A 25350-nucleotide genomic window follows, 5' to 3' on the forward strand; every position below is an offset into this window, starting at 1 on the left:
GCGAGCCCGCCTCCGGTGACATGGCTGAAGGCATGCACCTCGACGCCGGGCGCCGACACCAGCTCCAGGCAGTCCCGGGCGTAGATGCGGGTGGGCTCGAGCAGCTCCTCGCCGAGGGTGCGCCCGAGCTCCGAGACGTGGCGGTCGAGGGACAGGCCGGCCTGGGAGAGCAGGACGTGGCGGGCCAGGGAGTAGCCGTTGGCGTGCAGGCCCGAGGAGCGCATGGCGAGGACGACGTCGCCCGAGCGGACCCGCGACGGCCCCAGGAGGGCGTCCGCCTCGACGACACCGGTGCCGGCGCCGGCGACGTCGTACTCCTCCGGCCCCAGCAGCCCGGGATGCTCGGCCGTCTCCCCCCCGACCAGGGCGCACCCCGCCCGCCGGCACCCCTCCGCGATCCCCGCCACGATCGCGGCGACCCGCTCGGGCACGACCTTGCCGATCGCGATGTAGTCGGTCATGAACAGCGGCTCGGCGCCGCAGACCACGAGGTCGTCGACCACCATCCCGACGAGGTCGAGGCCGATGGTGTCGTGGACGCCCATGCGTTGGGCCACCGCGACCTTGGTGCCGACGCCGTCGGTCGAGGTCGCGAGCAGCGGACGGCGGTACGCCCGCAGGGCGGACGCGTCGAAGAGCCCCGCGAAGCCGCCCAGGTCGCCGACCACCTCCGGCCGCTGGGCGCGCGCCACCGACTCCCGCATGAGCCGGACCGCCCGCTCACCCGCCTCGACGTCGACCCCCGCGTCGGCGTACGACGCCGACGGCCGGGCGACCCGCACCGGCGCGGCCGAGGAGTCCTCCGAGGGCCCGGTCCCCGACGGCGCGAGGCTCACGGGCGACGCAGCGCGTCGACGGCGCCGCCGCCGCCGACCAGGGTCGCCAGGCCTTCGGGGTCGCCGCCGAGGAGGCGCGGCTCGTGGATGTCGACCTCGGGCACTGGGACGGGATAGGTCCCGTCGAAGCAGGCTCGGCACAGCCGCCCGATCGGCAGCGTGGTCGCCGCGACCAGGCTCTCCAGGCTGATGTAGGCGAGGGAGTCCGCGCCGATCGAGGTCCGGATCTCCTCGACCGCCAGCCCGTTGGCCACCAGCTCGGCCCTGGTCGCGAAGTCGATGCCGTAGAAGCACGGCCACTTCACCGGTGGCGAGGAGATGCGTACGTGGACCTCGGCGGCCCCCGCCTCCCGCAACATGCGGACCAGTGCCCGCTGGGTGTTGCCCCGCACGATGGAGTCGTCGACGACGACCAGCCGCTTGCCGGCGATGACGTCGCGCAGCGGGTTGAGCTTGAGCCGGATCCCGAGCTGGCGGATGGTCTGCGAGGGCTGGATGAAGGTGCGCCCGACGTAGGAGTTCTTCACCAGGCCCTGGCCGAAGGGGATCCCCGACGCCTGCGAGTAGCCGACCGCGGCGGGGGTACCCGACTCGGGCACCGGGATGACCAGGTCGGCCGTGGGGCACGGCGCCTCGAGGGCGAGGCGGCGGCCCACCTCCACCCGGGTGGCGTGCACGCTGCGCCCGCTGATCGAGGTGTCGGGACGGGCCAGGTAGACGTACTCGAACAGGCACCCCTTGGGGTCGGCGGGCGCGAACCGGGACACCCGCAGGCCGTGCTCGTCGATGCCGATCAGCTCGCCCGGCTCGACCTCGCGGACGTAGCTCGCACCGACGATGTCGAGCGCCGCGCTCTCGGAGGCGACCACCCAGCCACGCTCGAGCCGGCCGAGGACGAGCGGGCGGATGCCCTGCGGGTCGCGGGCGGCGTACAGGGTCGTCTCGTCCATCCAGACCAGGGAGAAGGCGCCACGGACCTGCGGCAGCACCTCGAGGGCGGCCCCCTCGAGCGAGAGGTCGGGATAGGACGCCAGCAGCGTGGTGAGCAGGTCGGTGTCGCTGGTCGAGCGGATGGCGCTCGCCCCGGGCAGGGCGAGCTCGCCGCGGGTGTCCTGGAGCTCGTCGACCAGCTTGGCCAGCTCAGGGGTGTTCGTCAGGTTGCCGTTGTGGCCCAGTGCGATGGACCCGGTCGCGGTGGCCCGGAAGGTCGGTTGCGCGTTCTCCCACACGCTCGCGCCGGAGGTCGAGTAGCGGGTGTGACCGACCGCGAGGTGACCGTGGAGCGCGGTGAGGTGCCCCTCGTCGAACACCTGCGAGACCAGGCCCATGTCCTTGTAGACGAGGATCTGGCGGCCGTCGCTGACCGCGATGCCAGCGGACTCCTGGCCGCGGTGCTGCAGGGCGTACAGCCCGAAGTAGGTGAGCTTGGCGACCTCCTCACCCGGCGCCCAGACCCCGAAGACGCCGCAGGCGTCCTGGGGGCCGTGTTCGTCGGGAAGCAGATCGTGGGAGAGCCGTCCGTCACCACGAGGCACGCGTTCAGTCTACGGGAGTCTCGGGGACGACCGACGCGCTCAGGTGACGCGTCCCACGTGTTCGGCGCCGGCGTAGCCGCCGGACGCCACGAGGTCCCTGATGCGGCGCAGGCCCTCGCGGACGTCGGCGAAGGACGTCACCAGCGGGACGGGCGCGAGACGCAGGATGTCGGGCGGCCGCACGTCGGCAACGACGTCGGCGTCCCTGATGAGGGCGGCGCTGATGGCATAGGCGTCGGGGTGTGCCAGGGCGACGTGCCCACCGCGCGTCGTGGCGTCGCGGGGCGAGGCGAGCCGGAAGCCGAGCGGGAGCAACCACTCCTCGGCCAGCTCGACGAGATAGGTCGTCAGCGCCCGCGACGTCGCCCGCAGGACGTCGATGCCCACCTCGGCCAGCAGCGCCACACCGGAGTCGACGGCCAGGAGACCTGCGACCGGCGGTGACCCCGCGAGGAAGCGGGCCACCCCGCGCGCCGGCACGTACTCCGACGCCATGGCGAACTGGTCGTGGTGGCCGAACCAGCCCGGGATCGGCGTCCGCAGCTGCTCGGCGAGGCCCCGGCGCACGTAGAGGTAGCCCGGTGCGCCCGGGCCGGCGTTGAGGTACTTGTAGGTGCAGCCCACCGCGAGGTCCACGCCCGCGGCGTCGAGGTGCACCGGGACCGACCCCGCCGAGTGGCTCAGGTCCCACAGCACCCTCGCCCCGGCCCGATGGGCCTGCACCGTCAGGGCCTCCACGTCGGCGATCTCCGCGGAGCGGTAGTCGACGTGCGACGTGGCGAGGAGCGCGACGTCGTCGCCGATGAGCCCGTCGTAGACCCGCACGCTGCCGCGGTGCTGTGCGGCCACGGCCGACAGGACATAGGCGTCGGTCGGGAACTCGTGGTCGGTGGTCACGATGACCCGGCGCCCCGGAGGGGATGCGTCGAGCGCCGCCCACGCCAGCTTGTAGAGGTTGACGGTCACCGAGTCGGTGACGACCACCTGGCCCGGAGCGGCACCGAGCAGCGCGGCTCCCAACCGGTCACCGACCTGGGTCGGCAGGTCGACCCACCGCTGCCAGCCGCGGACCAGGTCACGTCCCCACTCCTCCTCGACGAAGCGGGCGAGGCGGTCGCCGGTGGCGATGGGCAGCGGTCCCAGGCTGTTGCCGTCGAGGTAGACCAGCCGGGGATCGGGGCGGGCCAACCTGGCCCGCGCGGCCCCCAGCGGATGCCTCACGTCGAGCGCGGCGGCGTACTCCTCGTCGGTGATCACGCCGGACAGGCTAGAGCCGGCCGCCCGAGCGGCCGTCGGACAGGCGCTGGGCCAGGTAGACCGGGGCGATGAAGGCCACGATGAGCAGCGCGGCCACGGCGTTGACGATCGGGCCCTGGTTCGGGCGCAGCAGGTTGTTGAAGATCCACTGCGGCAGGGTCTGGATGCCCGGCCCGGCGGTGAAGGTCGTCACGACGATCTCGTCGAAGCTCAGCGCGAACGCCAGCAGGGCGCCGGCCACGAGCGAGGACCGGATCACCGGGAAGGTCACCCGCCGGAAGGTCGTGAAGGAGTCCGCGCCGAGGTCCATGGAGGCCTCCTCCAGGGAACCACCGGTACGTCGCAGGCGCGCGACGACGTTGTTGAAGACGATCACGATGCAGAAGGTGGCGTGCCCGATGATCACCGTGAGCAGCCCGAAGTTGATGCCGACCGGCCGGAGCACGGTCGTGATCGCGGAGTTCAGCGCGATGCCCGTGACGATGCCGGGCAGCGCGATCGGGAGGATGACGAGGAAGCTGATCACCCCGCGGCCGAACCACTGGTAGCGGGCCACCGCGAACGCGATCATCGAGCCCAGGACGAGCGCGACGAACGTCGCCGCCAGGCCCACCTTGACGCTCGTCCACAGCGCGTCGCGGACGCCGACGTTGGTCACCGCCTTGTGCCACCACTGGGTGGTCCACGACCGCGGCGGCCACGAGAACACCTTCGAGGAGTTGAAGGAGTTGACGAGCACGACGAGCAGCGGCGAGTAGATGAAGGCCAGGACGAGGACCGCGATGCCGGTGAGCACCATCCGGGCGCGGCGGGACAGCGTCACAGGTTGTCCAGGGCGCCGGTACGACGTACGACGACGAGGTAGAGCACCACGACGATCACCGGGAACAGGGCGGCGGCCGCGGCGAACGGCAGGTTGCCCGCCACGCCGATGTTGTCGTAGACGATCGAGGCGAACATCTGGGCCTTGCCGCCCACGATGCGCACCATGATGTAGTCGCCGAGGGACAGCGAGAAGGTGAAGATCGAGCCGGCGACCACCCCCGGCCAGATCAGCGGCATCACCACCGTCCGGAAGGTGCGCCACGCCGGGGCGCCGAGGTCGGCGGCCGCGTCCAGGAGGGAGTCGGGCAGGCGGTCCAGCGCGGCGTAGATCGGCAGGATCATGAACGGCAGCCAGATGTAGGCCAAGGCGATCGTGGTGGCGGGGATCCCCAGGCCCGGACCGGACAGCCCGAGCGGGCGCAGCGCCCAGTCGATCACCCCGTTGTGGTCGAACATGACCCGCCAGGCGTAGCCCTTGACGAGGTACCCGGCCCACAGCGGCATGCTCACCGCGACGACGAGCGCAGCACGCGCGCGCCGGCTGTGCACGACCTTGGCGATGAAGAAGGCCAGCGGGAGGGCCAGCACCGCGTCGATCACCGTGACCGTCGCCGCGATGGTGACGGTCCGGATGGCCACCGTCCGGTAGACCGGCGTGGTGATCAGCTGCTGGAAGTTGCTGGTGGAGAACCGCTTCTCGATCTCGTTGGTGAAGGCGTTCACGGTCCAGAACGCCGAGATGAACATCACGGTCAGCGAGCCGAGATAGAGCACGATCAGCCAGGTCAGCGGCGCGGACAGCAGCGCTCCGAGCCGCAGGGTCGGATGGGCGTGCAGGTACGCCGAGAGCCGGCTGGACCGGCGGCGTGCCGCCGGTCCAGCCGTCGTCGTCGTGCTCGTCACGTGAGACCTCTCAGGCCACCGGGGACGGTCAGCCCTTGATTTCCGTCCACGCCTTGGTCCAGGCCGCGTAGTCCTCGCACTTGTTCCCCCGGCCGTCGAGGCACTTCGTGGTCGGCGTGGTCCAGTAGCTGATCTTGGCGGCGTAGGCGGCGTCGAGCGCGTGGTACTGGTCGCAGAAGCCCGGCGCCGCCTCCTGGCAGGCCAGCGCCTGTGCCGGCGCCTCACCGAACCACTGGGCCACCTCGGCGTTGACCTTCGGCGAGATGATGTAGTTCATCCACTTGTACATGCAGTTGGGGTGAGCCGCCTTGGCGGCGATCATCCAGGTGTCCGACCAGCCGGTGGAGCCCTCCTTGGGCACGATCGAGTCGACGGTCACCTTCTTGTCCCCGTTGATCAGGTTGGCGTTGATCTGCCACGCCGTCCCGATCACGTTGCTGCCCTGCTCGAAGGCCTGGACCTCGTCGGTGTAGACCGACCAGTAGCTGCCGATCATCGCGTGCTGCTGCTTGAGCAGGTTCACCGCCGCGGCGAACTGCTTGCTGTCCAGCGCGTACGGGTTGGTGATCTTGAGGTCCGGCTGGGTCTTCTCGAGGTACAGCGCCGCGTCGGCGATGTAGATCGGGGAGTCGTACGCGGTGATCTTGCCCTTGTACGGGCTGTTCGGGTCGAACACCGCACTCCAGGAGTCGGGCGCCGGCGTGACCGCCTTGGTGTTCCACATGAGGACGTTGGCGCCCCAGCCGTGCGGGATGCCGTACATCTGGCCGTCCACCGAGTTCCACGGCTTGTCCTTGAGGAAGTCGGAGACCGTGGCGTAGTTCGGCACCAGGCTGGTGTTGACCGGCGCGACGTTCCCGCCGTAGATCAGCCGCAGCGTCGCGTCACCGGAGGCAGAGACGCCGTCCCACTGCCCGGTCTGCATGAGGGTGACCATCTCGTCGGAGGTGTTGGCCACCTTCGCGTTGACCTGGCACCCGGTCTCCTTCTCGAACGGGTGCACCCAGTCGACGGTCTTGTCGTCGCTGCCGTCCTCGGCGTACCCGGCCCAGACGATGATGTTGAGCTTGCCCTCCCCCGCACCGACGGAGGTCGCCATCGCGACGTTCGGGGGCTTGCCACTGCCGCCGCTCGAACTGCTGCTGCAGCCCGCGAGGGCCAGCGCGACCGCCATCCCCACACCGGCGACCACGGCCAAGCTACGCATGCGCATGCTCCACGTCCTCTCCCTGTGACGGGCCGGGCGCCTCGCCGGCGTCGGCTTCGATGCAGTACTCGTGCTCCTGGTGCCAGACCAGGCGGACGCGCGCCTGTCGGTAGTTCAGGACGTCCATCGAGGACGTCCGCAGGTTCTGCTGCACGGCGACGAGAGCCGCACCCGCGTCCAGCGCGACCACGAAGCGGGTCACCGGGCCGGCGTACACGACCTCCTGCACGGTCCCGAGCGCCGAGCGCTCCCCCACCGCGACCTCCGCGTCCGGCTCGGTGACCCGGATCTTCTCGGGGCGCACCGACCAGGTGCCGCCACGACCGAGGACCGATCGTGCGACGTCGTCGCTCAGCAGGTTCGACGTCCCGACGAAGCCGGCCACGAAGCGGTCGGCGGGACGCTCGTAGACCTCCGCCGGGCTGCCGACCTGGGCGATCCGTCCGTTCTCGAAGACCGCGATCCGGTCCGACATCGTCAGCGCTTCCTCTTGGTCGTGCGTGACGAAGATGAAGGTGATCCCCACCTGACGCTGCAGCGCCTTCAGCTCGACCTGCATCTCCTCCCGGAGCTTGAGGTCGAGGGCCCCGAGGGGCTCGTCGAGCAGCAGGACGCGCGGACGGTTGACCAGGGCCCGCGCCAGGGCGACCCGCTGCCGCTGCCCGCCGGAGAGCTGGGCGGGGCGGCGGTCGCCGTAGCCGGTGAGGCGGACCGTGGCCAGCGCCTCGGCGGCGCGCGTACGTCGCTCCGCGCCCGCGACCTTGCGCACCCGAAGGCCGTACTCGACGTTCTCCTGCACCGACAGGTGAGGGAACAGCGCGTAGTCCTGGAAGACCGTGTTGACGTCGCGTTCGAACGGCGCGCGCTTGGTGACGTCCACCCCGTCGAGCAGCACCTGTCCGGCGGTGGGCAGCTCGAAGCCGGCGATCATGCGCAGCACGGTCGTCTTGCCCGAGCCCGACGGGCCGAGGAGGGTGAGGAACTCACCGTCGGCGATGTCGAGATCGACGCCGTTGACGGCGGTGACCTCGCCGAACGTCTTGACCAGGCCGCGCAGGCTCACGGCGGGCTGGGACGTCATGGTGGAGGAGGGTACAAGCGAACAAGGCTCTCTGACATCAGAAGGACGACGGATTTCGTCGCCAACTTCCTCACTCGTTACGGATTGCGTCAGCCAGCTGTGCGCTTGCGGTCCGCCAGCCACACCCGCCTCCCGCCCCCGTCGGATCGATGACTCCGCCGTCAGGCCCGGAAGTCACTTGCCCCGTGCGGTTGCGCAGACGAGGGTGATCGACCGTGAACCGGGCGGAACGAGCACGGCTGGCGGCAGAGACCGACCAGGTCGTGGTCGCCGGCCGATACAGCGTCGACGACATCGAGGTCGAGTTCGGCGAGGCACTCGCCGGCGCGATCGGCGCCACGCACCTGCACGAGCCCGATGAGCCGATCGACGTGGCAGCGTCTCGCTCGGGACACGACCGGACTGCCACGGTGGAGGTCACGGCCGAGACCACCCTGGAAGCCTCAGAGAGACTCGTGCGTCAGCACGGACCCGAGGTCGCCTGCCTCAACTTCGCCTCTGCCAAGAACCCTGGTGGCGGATACCGGGGCGGATCCCAGGCTCAGGAGGAATCGTTGGCTCGCTCCTCCGCCTTGGTCGCCTGCCAGGAGTCGGCGCCGGACTTCTACGCCCGCCATCGTCGCCTTGGCCACCCCGCCTATACCGACACCGTGCTGTGCTCCCCGGCCGTCCCGGTCTTCCGCCGCGATTCCGGGGCCTTGCTCAAGGAGCCGTACCAACTCTCGATGATCACCTGTGCCGCTCCGAACGCTCGAGCGCTCCTCGACCGGGGATGGAGCGGAGACCTGGAGGCCATCTTCGTCCAGCGGGGGCGGCGAGTGATCGAGGCCGCCATCTCCCACGGCTGGACGCGGCTCGTCCTCGGCGCCTGGGGTTGTGGGGTCTTCGGGAACGAACCCTCGACGGTGGCACGCGCCTTCCGGTCGATTCTGGGGGATCCGAACCTCTCGGACCGGCTGGCTGTCACGTTCGCCATCTACGACCCTCGACCGGGTGCCCCCGCTCTCACCGCCTTCCGGGCGGTCTTCCCTGGCGGCCACGGCCACGACTAGCGGCAGGCGGTCCGCCGAGACATCTCCAGCTCGAGTCTCCGACGTCCGCACGCGCGCACGTCGGACGCGGCTCGTGTGCGGGGGCTGCGGTGGTTGCGGGCGGTGGGTGGATGCGCGGGCGGTGAGTGGGTGCAGCGCAATGAACGCGGCGTGGTTGCACTAGGTATGCAACGACGCCGCGTTCATTGCAACGGGCGGGGGCAAGGGGCGTCGGCTGCGCGCGGCCTCGGGTCAGAGGAGGGGCAACCAGGGGGAGAGGTCGGCGCGCTCGCCGGAGGCGCGTACGTCGCCGGCGTGCACCGCGTCGGCCCAGGTCCGGCGCCCGGCGGCGACGCGCAGCCAGGTCAGCGGGTCGGTCTCGACGACGTTGGGCGGCGTCCCCCGGGTGTGCCGCGGTCCCTCGACGCACTGGACGACGCCGTAGGGCGGGACCCGGACCTCGACGCTGCGGCCGGGTACGCGCTCCGCGAGCACGCCGAGCAGCACGCGGACGACGAGCGCGAGGGCGTCGGGGTCGAGGCCCGGCGGGGGGACGCGGGGAGCAAGGGCGTCAGGGTCGAGGCCGGGCGGTGCGTCCGGCAGGCAGCGGGCGAGGTCGTCGGCGTGGACGACGTACTCGACGACCCTGGTGGCCACGAGGTCACCGGCGCGGATCGGACCCCGGGGCGCGTCGAGCACCTCGCCCGGCGTGAGGACGTCGATCCGCGGGCGGCGCTGCGCCCACGCGGCCTCGAGCGCCGCGGGCAGGTCGTCGCCGAGGGAGTCGGCGAGGCGTACCGCGCTGTCGCGCAGGTCGTCGGCCGCACCGGCGTACCCCGCGACGTAGCCGGCGATGCTCAGCGGCCGGGCCGAGGTCGGCGTGATGTCGTCGAACATGCGCAGCGTCCGCGTCAGGTGGGCGAGCAGGTCTCGTACGCGCCAGCCGGAGAGCGGGCTCGGCCGGTCGTAGGCCGACGTCGGCACCACGTCGACCCACCTGCTGATCAGCTCCCACTGGGCGTCCAGGCAGCGCCGGGCGTCGTCGAGGGCGACCTCGCGGGGTCGGGCCATGCTCAGGTGACGGAGGGACCGAAGATCGCGGGGAGCGTGGCGGACCAGGCCGCGCGCACCTCGTCCACGCCGAGCTCGAAGAGCCCGTCGACGACGAGCGAGCGACCCTCGACCCGACCGAGACGGCGCATCGGTACGCCGTGCCGAGCGCAGAGCCCCGCCAGGGCCGGCTCGCCCGCGGGGTCCACGACGACCAGCGCACGGGCCGTGGACTCCGAGAACAAGGCGACGAAGGGCTCCGCCGCGACCTCGGCGAGGTCGACGCGAAGGCCCACGCCGGAACCCAGCGCCAGCTCGACCAACCCTTGGGCGAGGCCACCCTCCGAGAGGTCGTGCGCGGCGTGCGCGAGGCCGGCCGACCCGACCAGCACCTCGGCGAGGGAGCGCTCGGCGGCCAGGTCCACGCGCGGTGGCAGGCCGCCCAGGTGGCCGTGGACCACGTGCGCCCACTCCGAGCCGCCCAGCTCCTCGCGGGTCTCGCCGAGCAGCACGACGATATCGCCCTCATGCCCACCACCGAGGGGGACGCGCTTCGCCACGTCGTCGATGACCCCGAGCACCCCCACGACAGGCGTGGGCAGGATCGCGGTGTCGCCGGTCTGGTTGTAGAAGCTCACGTTCCCACCCGTGACCGGCACCCCGAGCTCGAGGCAGGCGTCGGCCAGGCCGCGTACCGCCTCGGCGAACTGCCACATCACGCCCGGGTCCTCGGGGGAGCCGAAGTTGAGGCAGTTCGTGACCGCGAGCGGCCGGGCGCCGGTGGTCGCGACGTTGCGGTACGCCTCGGCGAGGGCGAGCTGCGCGCCCGCGTACGGGTCGAGCCTGGCGAAGCGGCCGTTGGCGTCCGTGGCGACGGCCACCCCCAGGCCGGTCTCCTCGTCGATGCGCACCATGCCGGAGTCCGCCGGCTGCGCGAGGACCGTGTTGCCCTGGACGTACCGGTCGTACTGCGCGGTGACCCACGACTTGTCGGCCAGGTTCGGGGAGGCGGCCAGCCGCAGCACGTGCTCCCTCAGCTGCGCTCCGGTGCCGGGGCGGGGCAGCCCGTCCGGTACGTCCGCCTGCAGGGCGTCCTGGTCGGCCGGGCGGGCGTACGGCCGCTGGTACACCGGGCCCTCGTGCGCGACCGTGCGCGGGGGGACCTGGACGACGAGCTGGCCGTGCCAGTGCACCTCGAGGCGCTCGCCGTCGGTGACCTCGCCGATGACGGTGGCGTCGACGCCCCACCTCTCGCAGATCGCGAGGAAGGCCTCGACCTTGGCCGGCTCGACGATCGCGCACATGCGCTCCTGCGACTCGCTCATGAGGATCTCCTCCGGAGCGAGGGTCGCGTCGCGCAGCGGCACCCGGTCGAGGTCGATGCGCATGCCGCCGGTGCCGGCGGAGGCCAGCTCGGAGGTGGCGCACGACAGCCCGGCACCACCGAGGTCCTGGATGCCGACGACGAGGTCCGCGGCGAAGATCTCCAGGCACGCCTCGATGAGGACCTTCTCCATGAACGGGTCGCCCACCTGGACGCTGGGCCGCTTGGCGGGACCACCCGCCTCGAAGGTCTCGCTGGCCAGCACGCTGACCCCGCCGATGCCGTCGCCGCCGGTCCGGGCGCCGAAGAGCACGACGAGGTTCCCGGGTCCCGATGCGTGCGCCAGCTTGACGTCCCCGTGGCGCATCACACCGACGCACAGCGCGTTGACGAGCGGGTTGCCCAGGTACGTCGGATCGAAGACCAGCTCCCCGCCGATGGTCGGCAGGCCCAGGCAGTTGCCGTACCCGCCGATCCCGGCGACCACGCCGGGGAGCACGCGCCTGGTGTCCGGGGCGTCCGCCGGGCCGAAGCGCAGCGGGTCGAGGACGGCGACCGGACGCGCGCCCATCGTGAGGATGTCGCGGACGATGCCGCCGACCCCGGTGGCCGCACCCTGGTACGGCTCGACGTAGCTCGGGTGGTTGTGCGACTCGACCTTGAAGGTGACGGCGTAGCCCTGGCCGACGTCGACGACGCCGGCGTTCTCGCCGATCCCGACGAGGAGGGCGTCGCTCGCCGGCGCCTTCTCGCCGAACTGGCGCAGGTGCACCTTGGAGCTCTTGTAGGAGCAGTGCTCGCTCCACATGACCGAGTACATCGCCAGCTCGCACGACGTGGGCCGCCGCCCCAGGATCTCCCGGATCCGCTGGTACTCCTCCGGCTTCAGCCCGAGCGCGGCGTACGGCTGCTCCGCCTCCGGCGTCGCCTCCGCATCCTTGACTGTATCCACGGTCACGCGCCGCTCCTCGCTCCCGCTCGTCCCGCCGCCGTTCCGGTGTCCACGGTCACGCGCCGCTCCTCCTTCCCGCGCGATCTTGAGAGATGCAGGGGCTGGGTCGGCGTGTTGCCATGGATCTCTCAAGATCGCCGGGGTGGGGGCGGGTGGGCCGGCTCACGCGGGCACCGGAGCGCTCATGCCGGTCAGGGCGCGCAGGACAGAGGTGAAGAAGGTCAGGCCGTCGGTGCTCGGGCCGGTGAGCGTCTCGACGGCGTGCTCCGGGTGGGGCATGAGACCCACGACGTTGCCGGCCGCGTTGCTGATGCCGGCGATGTCGCGGCGCGAGCCATTCGGGTTGACGTCGAGGTAGCGGGCGACGACGCGACCCTCGGTCTCGAGCTCGTCGAGGGTGCGCTCGTCCGCGACGTACCCGCCCTCGCCGTTCTTGAGAGGGACCACGATCTCCTGGCCGGGCGCGTAGCCGGAGGTCCACGGCGTCCCGCTCGACTCGATGCGCAGCCGCTGGTCGCGGCACACGAAGTGGAGGTGGTCGTTGCGCACGAGGGCACCGGGCAGCAGGTGCGACTCGCAGAGGACCTGGAATCCGTTGCAGATGCCCAGCACGGGCATGCCCTCGCGTGCCGCGTCGACCAGCGGGCCCATGATCGCGGCGAAGCGGGCGATCGCGCCGCAGCGCAGGTAGTCACCGTAGGAGAACCCGCCCGGCAGGACCACCGCGTCGACCCCGTGGAGGTCCGCGTCGGCGTGCCACAGCGGGACCGCCTCACCACCGGCGAGGCGTACCGCCCGCTGCGCGTCCCGGTCGTCCAGGGAACCGGGGAAGGTGACCACGCCCACCCGGGCGCTCACTCCGCCCTCACCGTGTAGTCCTCGATGACGGGGTTCGCGAGCAGGGTGTGCGCGAGCTCCTCGACCGCCGCCAGCGTCGCCGCGTCCACCTCGCCGTCGACGGTGAGCTCGATGCGCTTGCCGATGCGCACGTCGATCACCGAGGACGCCCCCTCCACGCCGAGGCCGGGCAGGGCGCGGGCGACGGCCTTGCCCTGCGGGTCGAGGATCTCGGGCTTGAGCATGACGTCGACGACGACGCGGGCCACGGGCGCTCCAAGCTGGCTGCTGGCGGTCTCGGCGGTGTCTCAGCCTACCGAGGCCGCCGGGAGCTCAGGTCAACGCAGCGCCGCCACCCACGGCCCCGGTGAGCCGGCCGGCGGTCAGGCGGGCTGTGCGGCGTCCTTCGGCCAGGAGGCCCACGCGCTGGCGACCATGTCGTCGACGCTGTGGCGCATCGCCCAGTCGAGATCGCGCGCGGCGCGGCGGCCGGAGGCGACGATGCGCGCCGGGTCGCCGGGTCGCCGCTCCCGCAGCTCGGGGGCGAAGTCGATCCCGGTGATCCGGCGGAACGCGTCCATGATCTCCAGCACCGACAGTCCGGCGCCGCTGCCGAGGTTGTACGCGCGCTCCAGCGGCCGGCCCTCCTCGAGGGCGGCAGCCGCCGCGACGTGCGCGAGCGCGATGTCCGCCACGTGCACGTAGTCGCGCACGCACGAGCCGTCCGGCGTCGGGTAGTCGGTCCCGGTGACCCACGGCCGCCGACCGGCCACCAGCGCGCGCATCACGGCGGGGAAGAGGTTGTACGGCGAGACGTCCCACACGTCCGGATAGCCGGAGCCCACCACGTTGAAGTAGCGCAGCGACGTCGCCGCGAGCGCGGTCACCGCCGCGGAGTCGTCGATGATGCGCTCGTCCATCGACTTCGAGGCGCCGTACGGCGACTCCGGGGCGTGCGGCGTCTCCTCGGTGACCTGGTCGACGTGCGGGGTGCCGTACACCCCGGCGCTGGAGGAGAACACCAGCCGCTGCACACCCGCCTCCAGCATCCCCTCGAGCAAGGTGATGGTCCCCGACACGTTGCGGCGATAGGTCTCCAGCGGGCGCTCCACCGACACCCCGGCGTACTTGAACGCGGCCAGGTGCACGACCCCTGCCACGTGGCCGGCCAGGGCCGCCCGTACGGCCGCCGGGTCGTCGACGTCGCCGTGCACGAAGGCGACGTCGCTGTCGACGAAGGACGCCAGTCCCGTCGAGAGGTCGTCCAGCACGACGACGTCGCGGCCGGACTCGCGAAGGGCGCGCGCCACGTGCGAGCCGATGTACCCCGCACCGCCCGTCACCAGCCAGGTGGTCACATGAACGTCCTTCCCGTGATGCGCTCGTAGGCCTCGACGTAGCGCGCCCTGGTCCGTTCGACGACCTCGTCGGGCAGGGGCGGCGGCGCATCCCCGGAGTGGCGGTCCCATCCGCTGGCGGGCGAGGTGAGCCAGTCGCGGACGTACTGCTTGTCGAAGGACGGCTGGGCGTGACCGGGCTCCCAGCGATCGAGCGGCCAGAAGCGGGAGGAGTCCGGGGTCAGCACCTCGTCGGCGAGCACGACCGTGCCGTCGGCGCGGTGGCCGAGCTCGAGCTTGGTGTCGGCCAGAAGGATCCCGCGCTCGCGGGTGACCTCCTCCGCGAAGGCGTACACCCGCAGCGTGATCTCCCGCAGCTGCTCCGCAGTGGGTCGCCCCACGCTGGCCGAGACCGTCTCGAGGTCCACGTTGACATCGTGCTCGCCCTGGGGGGCCTTGGTGGCGGGGGTGAAGATCGGTTCCGGCAACCGGGACCCGTCGAGCAGTCCGGGCGGGAGGCCGACGCCGCACACCGCCCCGGTCGCTCGGTAGTCGGCCCAGCCCGACCCGGCGAGGTAGCCGCGGGCCACGCACTCGACGGGGAACATCGCCAGACGCTCGACGACCATCGCCCGGCCGTTCACCTCAGCGGGGACGTCGACCGACAGCAGGTGGTTGGGGACCAGGCCAGCGAGCCGCTCGAACCACCACAGGGTCAACGCGGTGAGCACCCGGCCCTTGTCGGGGATCGGTGTGGCCAGGATGTGGTCGTACGCGCTGATGCGGTCGGTCGCGACGACGAGCAACGTGCCGTCCGGGCGGGCGTACAGCTCGCGTACCTTGCCCGAGTAGACGTGCTCCACGCCGGGCAGCTCGAGCGGCTCGGCGGTCACGGCCCGCAGGTTACCGGGGCCGGGGTCCCCGAGGATGATGGGACGCGATGGCCACGCTGTTGCAGGAGGGCGAGAGCTACCGGGTGCACCTCGGCAGCTGGGAGCGCCTGGGCGCCCTCCGCGGCGACCTGGTCATCCCCCGCAGCAGCGTGGTGGACATCCGGATGGTGCCCGACGTGGTGGCCGAGATCCGCGGCATCCGAGCCCCGGGGTACGGCCTGCCGGGGCACGCGGCGGTGGGCACGTGGCGGGGCCGGGGCTTCAAGGACTTCGTCGCCGTCTCCTGGAGGCAGCGCCGGGGAGTCGTGATCACCCTGTCCGGGCAGGAGTTCGACCGGGTCGTCCTCAGCAGCGGGCCGGTCGTGGAGGTCGCTCAGAGGATGGCGCCGGCGGTGTAGCCGGCGGCCTGGGAGTGGCGCGACACGACCGCACCCACCCGCTCGACGACACGCGACACCTGGTCGACCGCGTCACCGGTGAAGGACAGCGGGCGGTCGACGAGCTGCTTGACCTCCTCGTGGCCGAGCCCGAGCCGGGGGTCGGCCGCCAGGCGCTCGAGGAGGTCGTTGTGCTCCAGCCCCTCCTCGCGCATCTGGAGGGCGACGGCCACCGCGTGCTCCTTGATGACCTCGTGCGCCCTCTCGCGTCCGACGCCGTGCCGCACGGCGGCCATCAGCACCTTGGTCGTGGCCAGGAACGGCAGGTAGCGGTCGAGCTCCCGGGCGATGACAGCTGGGTACGCGCCGAAGTCGTCGAGCACGGTGAGGAAGGTCTCGAACAGCCCATCGACGGCGAAGAACGCGTCGGGCAGTGCCACCCGACGGACCACCGAGCAGGAGACGTCGCCCTCGTTCCACTGGGTGCCGGCCAGCTCGGCGGTCATCGCCGCGTAGCCACGCAGGACCACGGCGAGCCCGGTGACCCGCTCGCAGGAGCGGGTGTTCATCTTGTGCGGCATCGCCGACGACCCCACCTGGCCGGGGCGGAACCCCTCGGTGACCAGCTCGTGCCCGGCCATCAGCCGGATCGTGGTCGCGAGGCTGCTCGGACCGGCCGCGACGTGGACGAGGGTGGCGAGCACCTCGTGGTCGAGCGAACGCGGGTAGACCTGGCCCACGCTGTCCAGCACCCGTGCGAACCCGAGGTGGTCGGCGACCCGTCGCTCCAGCTCGGCCAGACGCGCCGCGTCGCCGCCGAGGAGGTCGAGGCTGTCCTGGGACGTACCGACCGGGCCCTTGATGCCCCGCAGCGGGTAGCGCTCGACGACCGACTCCAGCGCCTCGAACGCCAGGAGCAGCTCCTCGGCGGCCGAGGCGAACCGCTTGCCGAGGGTGGTCGCCTGGGCGGCGACGTTGTGCGACCGGCCGGTGAGGACGAGGTCGGCGTACTCGGCGGCCAGCCGGGCGAGCCGCGCCAGCGTCGCGACCGTCTTGTCACGCACGATCAGCAGCGAGTCGCGGACCTGCAGCTGCTCGACGTTCTCGGTGAGGTCGCGGCTGGTGAGGCCCTTGTGGACCTGCTCGAAGCCCGCGAGGGCGTTGAACTCCTCGATGCGCGCCTTGACGTCGTGGCGGGTCACCCGCTCCCGCTCGCGGATGCGGTCGAGGTCCACGTCCTCGACGACGTCGCGGTAGGCCGCCAGCGCGCCCGCCGGGACCGCCACGCCGAGGTCGGCCTGCGCCTGCAGGACCGCGAGCCACAGCCGTCGCTCGAGCACCACCTTGTACTCCGGCGACCAGAGCGCGGTCATCGCCTCGGAGGCGTACCGGCTCGCCAGTACGTCGGGGATCGCCACCCGGCCATTGTCCCCCACGCCGCGACACCCGGCGGCGGGTCAGCTGCCGCCGACCCGTCCGACGCAGGTCGTCCCTCCGGCGGGGCAGCGCTCGATCCCTCCGACGACGAGTCGTACCTCCAGCCCGGCACCGCCCATCCCCCGCTCGTTGAGGTCGGCGCGCAGGTCCGCGACGTCGGCCTCCGGCGGGGGACCGAGCGCGGTGACGATGACGGTCCCGTTGACGGCGTCGACGGTGGAGACCTCCCAGTTCGCCTGCCGCGCCCACTCCTCGACGACCGGTCGCGCCTGGCGCCCCAGCTGCTGGTCGCGAAGAACCGCCAGCGTCCCGGCGGTGAGCGGGATGAGGATCAGCACGAGGAACCCGGCGATGGCGAGGAGCGTGGCTCCGCTGAGCCGGTGGACCTCCACCCCGGCCGCGCGCGCCGTCTCGCGGACGTTGTAGCCCAGGAAGACGACCACTCCGGTGGCGAGGATCGCGGCCACGTTCGTGCCGAAGAGCAGCGCCGCCTGGCCCGCGTCGTGGTAGCGGTGCACCTCGAGCAGCAGGCCCACAACGCCCAGCGGCGGCACCAGAGAGATCGCGATCGCGACACCGGGGAGGGTGTCGGAGATGTCCGAGCGCACGAGCGCGAAGGCCCCCACCGCACCGGTGGCCAGCGCCGCCACCAAGTCGATGAGGCGGGGCGAGGTACGTGCCGCGACCTGGGAGTTGCCGAGGTAGGCGTCCGCCGAGTGGTTGGTCAGCCCCATGACGTAGGCGATCGCGACCACGAGCAGAGCGCCACCGACCACGAGGCCGAGGCTGCGTAGCAGGTGGGCCCGGTCCGACAGGACCGCCGCGAGCGCCGTACCGAGGATCGGTGTCATCAGAGGCGCCACGATCATGGCGCCGATGACCGTCGCCGTGGAGTCGGCGATCAGCCCGGCGGTCGCGATGACCGCAGCGAGGACCAGCAGGACCCAGAACCGCGAGGCGGTACGACTGCGCCAGCCACGCTCGATGAACAGCGCCGTCGTCATCCGCTCGACGTCGTCGACGTCCGCCTTCGCCATCACGTCTCCCGCGCCGAGGCCGCCCTTCGCGCATCCTCCGACAGATCGGGCCGCCAACCGGCCACGCCACACCGGACGGGCGTCAGACGCCGGCCGCGATGTCCGTGCGGTGCTGCTCGCCCTCGAGGCCCAGGGTGGCGACCCGGCGGTACGCCGCCTCGCGGGCCGCGCCAACCGTGGGCCCGAGGCCGACCACCGAGAGGACCCGTCCGCCGGCCGCGACCACCGCGCCCTCGGCGTCCAGGGCGGTGCCGGCCTGCAGGACGTAGGTCGTCCCCGCGTCCTCGCCGGGCGTCAAGCCGGTGATCCGCCCGCCCGTCCGCGGTGCACCGGGGTAGCCAGGTGCGGCGAGGACGACGGTCACCGCGGCCTCCTCCTCCGCCCAGCGCAGCGGCCCGACCTGCTCCAGCGAGCCGGTCGCGGCCGCATGGAGGAGCGGCGCCAGCGGCGAGCGCAGCCGCGGCAGCAGGACCTGCGTCTCGGGGTCGCCGAAGCGGGCGTTGAACTCGACGACCCGCACCCCGTGGGAGGTCAGCGCCAGGCCCGCGTACAGCAGGCCCACGAACGGTGTCCCGCGGTGGCGCAGCTGGTCGACGGTGGGCTGGAGCACGTACTCGAGGGTCTCCTCGACGAGCGCGGAAGGAGCCCACGGCAGCGGCGAGTACGCCCCCATGCCGCCGGTGTTCGGTCCGGCGCCGCCGTCGAGCAGGCGCTTGAAGTCCTGCGCCGGCTGCAGGGGCAGGACGGTGGAGCCGTCGGTGAGCGCGAACACCGAGACCTCGGGCCCGTCGAGGTACTCCTCGACGACGACCCGGCCGCAGCCCTTGGCGTGTGCGATCGCCTCGTCGCGGTCCGCGGTGACGACGACCCCCTTGCCGGCGGCGAGGCCGTCCTCCTTGACGACGTACGGCGGGCCGAAGGCGTCGAGCGCCTCCTCGACCTCGGCCGGCGAGGCGCAGACGTACGCCCTCGCGGTGGGCACCCCCGCCTCGGCCATCACCTGCTTCGCGAACGCCTTGCTCCCCTCGATCTGGGCCGCCTCGCGCGAGGGTCCGAAGCAGGCGACACCGCGGGCGCGTACCGCGTCGGCGACACCCGCCACCAGGGGCGCCTCGGGGCCGATGACGACGAGGTCCACGCCGAGGTCCACCGCGAGGCCGGCGACCGCAGGCCCGTCGACGGCGTCCACCGCGGCGAGGGTCGCGAGCTCGGCGATGCCCGGGTTGCCCGGGGCGGCGTACACCTCGACCGGATCCGGATCCAGTCGGAGGGCTCGTACGAGCGCGTGCTCGCGACCCCCGGAACCGATGACGAGCACCCTCACGGGCGGTCAGCCTAGGGGCTGGCGGGCGCCGCTCGCGGCTGAGCCGTCCGCAGCGCCTCGGGTTCGCGCCACCCCACTCCTGCGCTCGCGGCGCGGGCGGGGCGTCGACGAAAGCCCGCTCGTTCCGGCGCCCGGCAGGGGTCGGCAGGTCTAGCGTCGGGCCGTGACCCCTGACGCGACCGCCGGCGAAGCGCCGGCCTCAGGCTCGGCGGCCCCCGACCCCGGGCGACTGCACCGCCTCGACCCGAAGCTGCTCGACCTCGTGCTGGGCTACGTCCGGGACCGGGTCTCGATGTCCGACGTGCCGCTGGACCACGGCGCTTCGCTGGACTACCTGCGCGAGCAGCTCGTGGGTCTGCTCCGCGAGGAGCCGCGGGACCCGGCCGAGGTGGTCGGGCTGTACGCCGACCGCCTGGCCCCGACGATCATCTCCTGCGACAGTCCCCGTTACCTCGCCTTCATCCCGGCCGCCCCGAGCAAGGCGGCCCTGCTCTTCGACATGGTCGTCTCCGCCGCGTCGCTGCAGGGGATCAGCTGGCTGGAGGCGTCAGGGGCGATCGCGGCCGAGAACCAGGCGCTGCGCTGGATCGCGGACCTGGCCGGGCTGCCCGCGAGCGCCGGCGGGGTCTTCGTGACGGGTGGCTCCGCGGGCAACCTGTCCGCGCTCGCGGTGGCTCGCGACGTCGGCCACACCCGACGCGGCCTGCACGCGGGTTCGACCGCACGGGTGGCGCTGAGCGACCAGGCGCACTCCTCGGTGCGCAACACGTTGCACATCCTCGGGATGACCCCCTTCCCGGTGGAGACCGACGACCACCGGCTGACCGGCGCCGCGCTGCGCCGCTCCCTGGACGCCGACCCCGAGGGCGCCGCCGACGTCGTGGCCGTGGTCGCGACGGCGGGGACGACCAACGCCGGCATCGTCGACGACCTCGACGGGGTGGGCCGGGTGGCCGCCGAAGAGAACCTGTGGCTGCACGTGGACGGCGCGTACGGCGGCGCCGGCCTGCTCGCCCCGTCGGTGCGGGCGCGCTACGCCGGCATCGAGCGGGCCGACTCCTTCGTCGTCGACCCACACAAGTGGCTGTTCGCGCCCTTCGACTGCGCCGCTCTGCTCTACCGCGAGCCGTGGCTGGCCAAGGCCGTGCACACCCAGGACGCGAGCTACCTCGACGTCATCCACCACGACGACACCGAGTGGAACCCCAGCGACTACGCCTACCACCTGACCCGCCGGGCGCGCGGGCTGCCGCTGTGGTTCTCCCTGGCGGTCAACGGCGCGGCGGCGTACCGGGACGCGGTCGAAGCGGCCCTGTCCCTCACCCGCCGGGCCGCCGACCTGATCCGGGCCGAGCCCCAGCTGGAGCTGATCCGCGACCCGGAGTTGTCGGTGCTGCTCTTCCGCCGCATCGGATGGGGGCCTGCCGACTACGAGGCGTGGTCACAGCGCCTGCTGGAGGCGCAGCTCGCCTTCGTCACGCCGAGCTCCTGGCTCGGCGAGACCGTCGGCCGCCTGGTGTTCCTGCATCCGGCGACGACCGAGGCCATCGTGGAGGACGTCCTCGCCGCTACGCGCTGACAGACCCCAGGGCTCACCCACCCCCTGCTTTGATGCAATGAACGCGGCGTTCTTCCAATAGGTCCGGCACAACGCCGCGTTCATTCGGAAAGAGTCAGCCCGTGTAGTAGGTGTCGGCGACGGTGAAGGCCTCGTCGAGGATGGCCAGGCCGTCCTTGACCTCACCCTCGGTGACGGTGCACGGCGGCACGACGTGCAGCCGGTTGTAGTTGGTGAACGGCAGCAGCCCGCGCTCCTTGCAGGCCGCCACGAGCGCGTTCATCGCGGGCGAGGTACCGCCGTACGGCGCCAGCGGCTCGCGCGTCGCGCGGTCGCTGACCAGGTCCAGGGCCCAGAACACGCCGAGTCCGCGGACCTCCCCGATGACCTGGTGCCGCTCGCCCAGCTCGCGCAGGCCGGGCCCCAGGACGTCTCGGCCGATCGCGGCAGCGTTCTCGACGATGCCCTCCTCCTTCATCGCGTCGATGGTCGCGACCGCCGACGCGCACGCGAGCGGATGCCCGGAGTACGTCAGCCCGCCCGGGAACACCCGCTCGTCGAAAGTCGCGGCGATCTCCCCCGAGATGACGACACCGCCCAGCGGGACGTACCCGCTGTTGACCCCCTTGGCGAAGGCGATGAGGTCGGGGTGCGCCCCCCAGTTCTGGTAGGCGAACCAGGCACCGGTACGTCCGAAGCCGGCCATGACCTCATCCGCGATCCACACGATCCCGTGGCGGTCGCAGATCTCGCGCACCCCCTCGAGGTAGCCCGGCGGCGGGACGATCACGCCGGCCGTCCCGACGATCGACTCGATGAGCACGGCGGCGATGGTCCCCGGCCCTTCGAACTGGATCGTCGCCTCCAGGTGCTGCAGCGCCCGCTCGCACTCCTGCTCGAGGGAGGCCGACCAGAACGGGGAGCGGTACAGGTACGGCCCGTAGAAGTGCACGTGCCCGTCGGCGAACTCGTTGGGCCAGCGGCGCGGGTCGCCGGTCGCCTGGATCGCGGCGCCGGTGTTGCCGTGGTAGCTGCGGTAGAACGACAGCACCTTCGGCCGGCCGGTGTGCAGCCGGGCCATCCGGATCGCGTTCTCGATCGCGTCGGCCCCGCCGTTGGTGAAGAACACCTTGCGGTGGTTGGGCGAGGCTAGGTCGACGATGCGCTTGGCGGCCTCGCCGCGCATGTCGTTCGCGTGCTGGGGCGCGATCGTGGCCAGCCGGGCCGCCTGCTGCTGGATGGCGGCCACGACCTTCGGGTGCTGATGTCCGATGTTGGTGTTGACCAGCTGGCAGGAGAAGTCGAGGAAGCGCCGCCCGTCGTAGTCCCAGACATAGCTGCCCTCCGCGCCGGCGATCACCATGGGCTTCAGGCCGGCCTGGGCGGACCAGGAGTGGAACACGTACTGGCGGTCGAGGGCGTAGACCTCGGCGCCGCGCGCGGGGTCGGGAGCTGGCTGCGTCATGGCCCCAGCCTAGGAGCCGATACCGCGCCGCACGACGGTCAGGCTGTCAGCCCTGAGGGCGGTGCGCCGACACCCTGGCGACAAGATGCTCCCGCACCGCGGGCCACTCCTCGGCGGTCACCGAGAAGAGCACGCTGTCGCGCACCGTCCCGTCCGCCCGACGGTTGAACCGGCGCAGGACCCCCTCGTAGGTCGCCCCGATCCCCGCGATGGCGCGTTGCGAGCGCGCGTTGCGCACGTCGGTCTTGAGCTGCACGCGGCCCATGCCCAGCACGTCGAAGGCGTACGCCAGCAGCTGCAGCTTGGCGTCCGGGTTCACCGCGCTGCCCCAGACGGCCACGGCGTACGCGGTCGCGCCGATCTCGCACCTCGCGTCGCTTGGGCTGACGTCGAGGTAGCTCGACCACCCGACGACGGCACCCGGTCCGAGGGCCCCGACCGCCTGCCGAAGGCGCAGCGTCCACGGGTGGAAGCCCCGCTCGCGCATCCCGCCCAGCACCTCCCCCAGGGCTGCGGCCTCCGCGGGCCGGCCCATCGGCAGGTGCTCCCACACCCGCTCGTCATCGAGCGCCGACCACAGCTGCGGCAGGTCGGCGTCGACCGTCGGCGTCAGGCGGACGACCTCGCCGGCGAGCACGACGTCGGGAGCGGGCGGCCACCTCGCCTCCGGCCAGACCACGTCGTCCGGACGCGGGTCCGGCCGCGGCTCGAAGCTCACAGCAGGGGCTTTCGCACCACGGTCGCATCGCGGCCCGGGCCGACGCCTACGAGCGAGATCGGCCGGCCGAGCATGTCCTCCAGCGCGAGCACGTACCGCTGCGCGTTGACCGGCAGGGCGTCGAACTCACGAACGTCAGCGATGTCCTCCCACCAGCCGGGCAGCTGCTCGTAGACCGGCCGCGCGTGGTGGAAGTCGGTCTGGGTCATCGGGATCTCGTCGTGGCGTACGCCGTCGACGTCATAGGCCACGCACACCGGGACCGTCTCCATCCCGGAGAGGACGTCGAGCTTGGTCAGCACGAAGTCGGTGATGCCGTTGACGCGGGCGGCGTACCGGCCGATCACCGCGTCGAACCACCCGCAGCGGCGTGGCCGCCCGGTCGTGGTGCCGTACTCCCAGCCGGTCTTGCGCAGGCGCTCCCCCCACGCGTCGTGCAGCTCGGTCGGGAACGGGCCCTCACCGACACGGGTCGTGTACGCCTTCAGGATCCCCACCACGGAGTCGATCCGGTTCGGCGGGATGCCCGAGCCGGTGCACGCCCCGCCGGCCGTCGCGTTCGAGGACGTGACGAACGGGTACGTCCCGTGGTCGACGTCGAGCAGCGTGGCCTGCCCGCCCTCGAGCAAGACGGTGCTGCCCTCGTCGAGGGCACGTTCGAGCAGCAGCGAGGTGTCCGCGACCATCGGGCGCAGCCGGTCGACGTAGGCGAGCAGCTCCCCCACGACCTCCTCGACCGCCACCGCGCGACGGTTGTACACCTTCACCAGCAGGTGGTTCTTCTGCTCGAGCGCCGCGGCGACCTTCTGGCGCAGGATGCCGGCATCGAAGAGGTCCTGGACCCGGATGCCGATACGCGACATCTTGTCCGCGTACGTCGGCCCGATCCCGCGCCCGGTCGTGCCGATGCGCCGGCTGCCGAGGAAGCGCTCGGTGACCTTGTCCAGCGTCCGGTTGTACGACGCGATGACGTGCGCGTTGGCGCTGACCACCAGGGGCGAGACGTCGACGCCGCGCGCGGACAGCGCGTCGAGCTCCTGGAAGAGCACCCCGAGGTCGATGACCACCCCGTTGCCGATGACCGGGACGACGCCGGGGGTCAGGATGCCGCTCGGCAGCAGGTGCAGGGCATAGGTCTCCTCGCCCACTACGACGGTGTGCCCGGCGTTGTTGCCGCCGTTGTACTTCACGACGTAGTCGACGGCGCCGCCGAGCTGGTCGGTCGCCTTGCCCTTGCCCTCGTCGCCCCACTGGGCGCCGACGACGACGATGGCAGGCACGGGCCGACAGGGTATCGGGTCGCACTCACCCCAGCCGACGCGCGAGCTCGAGCCCGAGCGCCCGACCCGACAGGTAGGCCGCCTCGACCCGGCTCGGTCCGTGCCAGCCGTCGCCGCACAGCCCGATCGCCTCGTCGAGGTGGAACGGCTCCGGGCGGGGCTCCACCGGCTTGGCGAGCGACCAGCGCATGACGTCGACCCGCTCCGCCGGCTTCGCGATGTGCAGCACGGCGCGCAGCTCGGCCAGCATCGCCGGCGCCGCCCTCTCCGGGTCGTCGAGGTGCCCGGCGGCGAGCACCGGGTGGGAGTGCGCGACGAGCACGGGAGCGCCGTCGCCGCGGCGGCTGCCGTCGTCGGCGACGAAGGTGAGGACCGGTGAGTCGTTGACGAAGACGCCGTCGAGCTGCGGCCAGCAGCGCCGCGGCCAGCGAGCCACGAGGGCGAGGGTCGGCTCCCAGACCGCGTCGGCTGCCTCCCGCGCGGCGGCGTACCGCTCGCTCAGCAGGTCGAGGGCCTGGGGACCGGGCATCGCGAGCACGGCCACCCTCGCCGCTCGTCCGGCCACCGAGGGCGTGCCGGCGCGGGTCGGGCTGACGTCGCTGACGTCGTACGGGTGCTCCACGCCGAGCCCGCGCGCGAGGTCCTCGACGAGGCTGCGCAGCCCGCGCGGCGCCGCGTAGCGGACGGGGCCTGTGCGGGTGCCCTCGATGCCCTCGGGCGTGGCCACGTGGAAGGTGTCGGTCCACGGCCGGGCCAGGCCGCGGGCGAGCCAGTCCTCGACGACGGCGCCGAAGGCGGGGTCGCGCACGGTGAGGTAGGACGCCCCGAGGTCGATCGGGCGGCCGTCGACGGTACGCACCGCCATCCGCCCGCCGATACGGCGGCCACGGTCGAGCACGCGGGGGGCGAGCCCGGCGACGGCGAGCTCGCGGGCGCAGGCGATCCCGGCGATACCGGCCCCGACCACGGTCGGTCGCGGCGGCGGGGTACCCGGCATGCCCCGATCCTCGCGTACCTCGTCCGGTGAGGCATGCCGTGCCCCCGACCCGACGCCGGCCCGCCACCCCGGTCCGCGGGTGGGCGGGG

23 protein-coding genes are annotated in these 25350 nt (G+C 72.4%); 3 read left to right on the forward strand and 20 right to left on the reverse strand.

Annotation, left to right across the window (positions count from 1 at the left end; translation table 11 throughout):
* From purM to VMI11_06980, 7 genes are all read right to left on the reverse strand, one after another.
* Positions 1 to 782, reverse strand: a 782-nt coding sequence (gene purM / locus VMI11_06950; GenBank protein ID HTY72149.1) for a phosphoribosylformylglycinamidine cyclo-ligase, incomplete at its 3' end; no start/stop codon positions are given.
* Positions 783 to 832: 50 nt separating this feature from the next.
* Entirely contained in the window at positions 833 to 2371 is a 1539-nt protein-coding gene (gene purF, locus VMI11_06955; GenBank protein ID HTY72150.1) for an amidophosphoribosyltransferase, read from the reverse strand.
* A gap of 39 nt (positions 2372 to 2410) precedes the next feature.
* Positions 2411 to 3628, reverse strand: coding sequence for an aminotransferase class V-fold PLP-dependent enzyme (locus VMI11_06960; protein HTY72151.1), 1218 nt, complete (start codon positions 3626 to 3628; stop codon positions 2411 to 2413).
* 10 nt (positions 3629 to 3638) lie between these two features.
* Entirely contained in the window at positions 3639 to 4427 is a 789-nt protein-coding gene (locus VMI11_06965; protein HTY72152.1) for an ABC transporter permease, read from the reverse strand.
* A gap of 20 nt (positions 4428 to 4447) precedes the next feature.
* Positions 4448 to 5356, reverse strand: a complete 909-nt coding sequence (locus tag VMI11_06970) for an ABC transporter permease (GenBank protein HTY72153.1) — start codon at positions 5354 to 5356, stop codon at positions 4448 to 4450.
* Between the two features lie 28 nt (positions 5357 to 5384).
* On the reverse strand, positions 5385 to 6569 hold the full coding sequence (locus tag VMI11_06975; GenBank protein ID HTY72154.1) for an ABC transporter substrate-binding protein: 1185 nt from the start codon (positions 6567 to 6569) through the stop codon (positions 5385 to 5387).
* On the reverse strand, positions 6556 to 7644 hold the full coding sequence (locus VMI11_06980; protein HTY72155.1) for an ABC transporter ATP-binding protein: 1089 nt from the start codon (positions 7642 to 7644) through the stop codon (positions 6556 to 6558). The genes VMI11_06975 and VMI11_06980 overlap by 14 nt, the downstream gene beginning before the upstream one ends.
* A 215-nt stretch (positions 7645 to 7859) precedes the next feature.
* Here VMI11_06980 and VMI11_06985 point away from each other — a divergent pair, with 215 nt between their 5' ends.
* Positions 7860 to 8696, forward strand: coding sequence for a TIGR02452 family protein (locus VMI11_06985; protein ID HTY72156.1), 837 nt, complete (start codon positions 7860 to 7862; stop codon positions 8694 to 8696).
* 231 nt (positions 8697 to 8927) lie between these two features.
* On the opposite strand, the gene VMI11_06990 is transcribed toward VMI11_06985, so the two are convergent.
* The 6 genes from VMI11_06990 to VMI11_07015 form a co-directional block, all read right to left on the reverse strand.
* Positions 8928 to 9746: a sterol carrier family protein gene (locus tag VMI11_06990; GenBank protein HTY72157.1), complete on the reverse strand. Its 819-nt coding sequence runs from the start codon at positions 9744 to 9746 to the stop codon at positions 8928 to 8930.
* A gap of 2 nt (positions 9747 to 9748) precedes the next feature.
* Positions 9749 to 12007 (reverse strand): phosphoribosylformylglycinamidine synthase subunit PurL, encoded by a 2259-nt coding sequence (gene purL / locus VMI11_06995; protein HTY72158.1) that lies wholly within the window; start codon positions 12005 to 12007, stop codon positions 9749 to 9751.
* A gap of 156 nt (positions 12008 to 12163) precedes the next feature.
* Complete coding sequence (purQ, locus tag VMI11_07000; GenBank protein ID HTY72159.1) at positions 12164 to 12859, reverse strand: phosphoribosylformylglycinamidine synthase subunit PurQ; 696 nt, start codon at positions 12857 to 12859, stop codon at positions 12164 to 12166.
* Positions 12856 to 13107 carry a phosphoribosylformylglycinamidine synthase subunit PurS gene (gene purS / locus VMI11_07005; protein HTY72160.1) on the reverse strand — a complete coding sequence of 84 codons (252 nt, stop codon included), beginning with the start codon at positions 13105 to 13107 and terminating at the stop codon, positions 12856 to 12858. The genes purQ and purS overlap by 4 nt, the downstream gene beginning before the upstream one ends.
* 114 nt (positions 13108 to 13221) lie before the next feature.
* Positions 13222 to 14196, reverse strand: a complete 975-nt coding sequence (gene galE, locus VMI11_07010) for a UDP-glucose 4-epimerase GalE (protein HTY72161.1) — start codon at positions 14194 to 14196, stop codon at positions 13222 to 13224.
* Positions 14193 to 15068: a phosphoribosylaminoimidazolesuccinocarboxamide synthase gene (locus tag VMI11_07015; protein HTY72162.1), complete on the reverse strand. Its 876-nt coding sequence runs from the start codon at positions 15066 to 15068 to the stop codon at positions 14193 to 14195. Before VMI11_07015 ends, galE begins: the two co-directional genes overlap by 4 nt.
* Before the next feature lie 47 nt (positions 15069 to 15115).
* Here VMI11_07015 and VMI11_07020 point away from each other — a divergent pair, with 47 nt between their 5' ends.
* Positions 15116 to 15466, forward strand: coding sequence for a hypothetical protein (locus tag VMI11_07020; GenBank protein HTY72163.1), 351 nt, complete (start codon positions 15116 to 15118; stop codon positions 15464 to 15466).
* On the opposite strand, the gene purB is transcribed toward VMI11_07020, so the two are convergent.
* The 3 genes from purB to purD form a co-directional block, all read right to left on the reverse strand.
* The gene (gene purB, locus VMI11_07025) at positions 15442 to 16863 is read right to left on the reverse strand and encodes an adenylosuccinate lyase (protein HTY72164.1); all 1422 of its coding nucleotides are present in this window, start codon (positions 16861 to 16863) and stop codon (positions 15442 to 15444) included. The two genes, VMI11_07020 and purB, sit on opposite strands and share 25 nt — an antisense overlap.
* A 39-nt stretch (positions 16864 to 16902) precedes the next feature.
* On the reverse strand, positions 16903 to 17919 hold the full coding sequence (locus VMI11_07030; GenBank protein HTY72165.1) for a DUF389 domain-containing protein: 1017 nt from the start codon (positions 17917 to 17919) through the stop codon (positions 16903 to 16905).
* 82 nt (positions 17920 to 18001) lie between these two features.
* The gene (gene purD / locus VMI11_07035; protein HTY72166.1) at positions 18002 to 19243 is read right to left on the reverse strand and encodes a phosphoribosylamine--glycine ligase; all 1242 of its coding nucleotides are present in this window, start codon (positions 19241 to 19243) and stop codon (positions 18002 to 18004) included.
* A gap of 229 nt (positions 19244 to 19472) precedes the next feature.
* Between purD and VMI11_07040 the strand changes: the two genes are divergently transcribed.
* Positions 19473 to 20822 (forward strand): aminotransferase class I/II-fold pyridoxal phosphate-dependent enzyme, encoded by a 1350-nt coding sequence (locus tag VMI11_07040; protein HTY72167.1) that lies wholly within the window; start codon positions 19473 to 19475, stop codon positions 20820 to 20822.
* A gap of 94 nt (positions 20823 to 20916) precedes the next feature.
* On the opposite strand, the gene VMI11_07045 is transcribed toward VMI11_07040, so the two are convergent.
* Genes VMI11_07045 through VMI11_07060 form a run of 4 tightly spaced genes read right to left on the reverse strand, consistent with a single transcriptional unit; the run spans position 20917 to position 25261 of the window.
* Positions 20917 to 22266 carry an aspartate aminotransferase family protein gene (locus tag VMI11_07045; protein HTY72168.1) on the reverse strand — a complete coding sequence of 450 codons (1350 nt, stop codon included), beginning with the start codon at positions 22264 to 22266 and terminating at the stop codon, positions 20917 to 20919.
* 46 nt (positions 22267 to 22312) lie between these two features.
* A complete protein-coding gene (locus tag VMI11_07050; protein HTY72169.1) occupies positions 22313 to 22984 on the reverse strand; it encodes a GNAT family protein in 672 nt (223 codons plus the stop codon).
* Positions 22981 to 24264: an adenylosuccinate synthase gene (locus tag VMI11_07055; GenBank protein HTY72170.1), complete on the reverse strand. Its 1284-nt coding sequence runs from the start codon at positions 24262 to 24264 to the stop codon at positions 22981 to 22983. Before VMI11_07055 ends, VMI11_07050 begins: the two co-directional genes overlap by 4 nt.
* A 25-nt stretch (positions 24265 to 24289) precedes the next feature.
* Positions 24290 to 25261: an FAD-dependent oxidoreductase gene (locus VMI11_07060; GenBank protein HTY72171.1), complete on the reverse strand. Its 972-nt coding sequence runs from the start codon at positions 25259 to 25261 to the stop codon at positions 24290 to 24292.
* Positions 25262 to 25350: the final 89 nt, after the last annotated feature.

It is taken from the genome of Actinomycetes bacterium (assembly GCA_035506535.1).
GTDB lineage: Bacteria > Actinomycetota > Actinomycetes > DATJPE01 > DATJPE01 > DATJPE01.